The organism is Corynebacterium sp. (genome assembly GCF_012837295.1).
Classification (GTDB): domain Bacteria; phylum Actinomycetota; class Actinomycetes; order Mycobacteriales; family Mycobacteriaceae; genus Corynebacterium.
The window spans coordinates 1-2,312 of sequence record NZ_DURI01000232.1 but is presented as its reverse complement, the minus strand read 5'-3'; the positions used below and the strand labels follow the sequence as shown (position 1 = coordinate 2,312).

The 2,312-nt window shown below is 74.4% G+C and carries 1 protein-coding gene; it reads right to left on the bottom strand.

Annotation, left to right across the window (positions count from 1 at the left end; all coding sequences use genetic code 11):
- Positions 1–61: 61 nt before the first annotated feature.
- On the bottom strand, positions 62–2,312 hold a 2,251-nt coding region (locus GX015_RS07660; RefSeq protein ID WP_291344101.1), incomplete at its 5' end, for a hypothetical protein.

The window sequence follows — 2,312 nt, the reverse complement described above, 5'->3', positions numbered from 1 at the left end:
GGGCGCCGGAGGCGCGGGCCGTCGGATGCGGCCGCGCTGCCCGGAATGCGGCGCGTCGGGTTCAGTCACGTCCCCATTGTGTCCGAATCCGCCTGAATCCTTCGAATCGTCCCGTGCGCCAGAGGGCGAATCCCGCGACCGCGAGAGTCAGCGCGACCGAGGCGATGAGGAGGGTCCGGGTGCTCGGCCCGGTGCGGGCGACGATCTCCACGGGCGCCGAAATCTGTTGGCCGTCGGCGGTCTCCAACCACAGGTGCAGCTGATTCTGGCGTTCGCGGTCGACGGAAGGATCCGGGTCCTCCGGGGTGACCTGCAGCGTCAGCGAGCCCTTCGCCGGCAGCAGCGCCTCGTGGCGGCCGGCCGTCTCCGAATCGCCGACCCGCACCCGCGCGTAGGCGGGCACCGGCAGCGGCAGGCCGTTGCGGCCCACGATGACCACGGGAGACATGTCGGTGGCGCGGGTGTAGACGCCGCCGGGGGCGACGAGGGTCACCGAATCTCGGAGCTCCTGCAGCATCGTCCCCATGCCGGCCATCGTCTCGGCGGCGCGGCCGGCGCGGCTCACGTGGGTGGCGGCGTTGCGGCGTCCGGTGCCCGTCAGCGCGCGCAGCACGTCGTGGCGCAGCGGCTGCGTGAATCCGTGGCGGGTCAGGGCGACCTGGGGGTCGTTGGCCATCATCGCCGTCAGGGCGGTGAGGTACCCGGATTGCTGGGCCGCCCGGCCGACCTCGGTGCCGGACACCGCCCCCGGATCGGGGTTGGGCGAGGACGACTGCGCCACCCCGACCGAGTGGTCGGCCGCCGAGCGGGCGAGCGCGTCCCCAAGTTGGACGGGTTCGGCGATGCCGTCGTCGAAGGTCGCGGCCACGGCGCGCAGCAGGGTCCGGGCCTCGTCTCCGGTGGCGGACCATCCGGCGGGCGGCATTGCGACGACCGGTGCCGCACCCTTGTCGCCCGCTCCGACGGAGGCGTCGGCGATCTCCTGGCGCAGGGTGCCCACCGCCGTCTGCATGCGGGCGACCCCGGAATCTGCGGTGAGGTCGAAGCGTCCCGCCACCGCGGCGTATCCCGCGACTTCGGGGGCGGATCCCGTCGCCGCCAACGACGACGACAGCGGCACCGGCAGTCCGAACGCCGCCGCGCCGGGCGCGATCTCCGCGGTTTCGCCGGGGCGGGCGATGCGGCCGTCGCCGAGGGTCAGAGAATTCGCCGCGACCAGCGAGGTCGTCCGCGCGTCGGGGCGCGGCCACGTGCCCAGGCCGATGTCCATGCTCTCGAAGGCGGCGTCGGGATCGACCGGCATGGACGTGTCGCCGAACGCGGCGACCGGCACCGACGCGGCGTCGAGGTACCCCTCCGGCGGGATGACCACGGACGGGACGGCCTCCCGGCCCAGCACGCGTTCGACGACGCCGGCTCCCGTCGCCAGCGCCTCGGTGGCCAGCTCGCGGTCGCCGGTGGCGGCGACGGCGTTGAGTTCGGCGCCGGACCACGGCAGCGTGACCACGCACAGATCGCGGGTGACGGCTTCGAGCCGCTCGACCCACGACGCCGCGGCATCGGCGCCCTGGCCCTCGCGCAGGTCGAGGTCGTCGCCGGCGCCCCACGAGTCGCGCAGCCGCGTGCTGCCCTGCACGGGGCTGGGGCGTTCGGTGCCGATGCGGTACCCGTCGCTCATGCGGTCGGCGACGTCGAGGAGCTCCGGATCGATGGCGACGCACGTCGACGACCGCAGCGCCGGCCCGGATTCGCCCGCGAGCTCCGACTCCAGCGCCCCGAGCAGTCCGTCGAGGCGTCCGCCGGGCGACATCTCGGAGGACAGGGATTCGCCGGACATGATCAGCTCCGGCCGGCCGGGCGCTTCGCCGGTCTCCCCCGGCACCAGCGGGATGTTCGCCGCCAGCGGCCACACCAGTGACACGGGCGCCGGCTCGGCGGGCTCGTCGGGTTCGGTCCGTTCGCCGGATGCGCGGGCGCCATCGGCCCCCGCCCGACCGGCCTCCCCGTCGTTCCCTTCGGAAGGCCGGTCGGGATCTTCGTCGGCGTCGTCACGCGAAGAAGACACCGGAACGAGCATGCGCGTCTCCGCGAGGAATTGGTCGATGTCGTCGCCCGGCCGTCCGTTGGCGTTGATCAGCATCGGGTACACGCCGGGGCGCTCGATGCCGAGGCCCGCCGGGGCGGCGTCGGACAGCGGCACCGACAGCGTCACGGTGCGGGACTGGCCGGCGGCGAGGTCGAAACCCTCGCGGAACGCGGTGGCCGTCCCATACGTCTGCTCGGGCGCGGCCATGGCCAGACGCGCGCCCGCC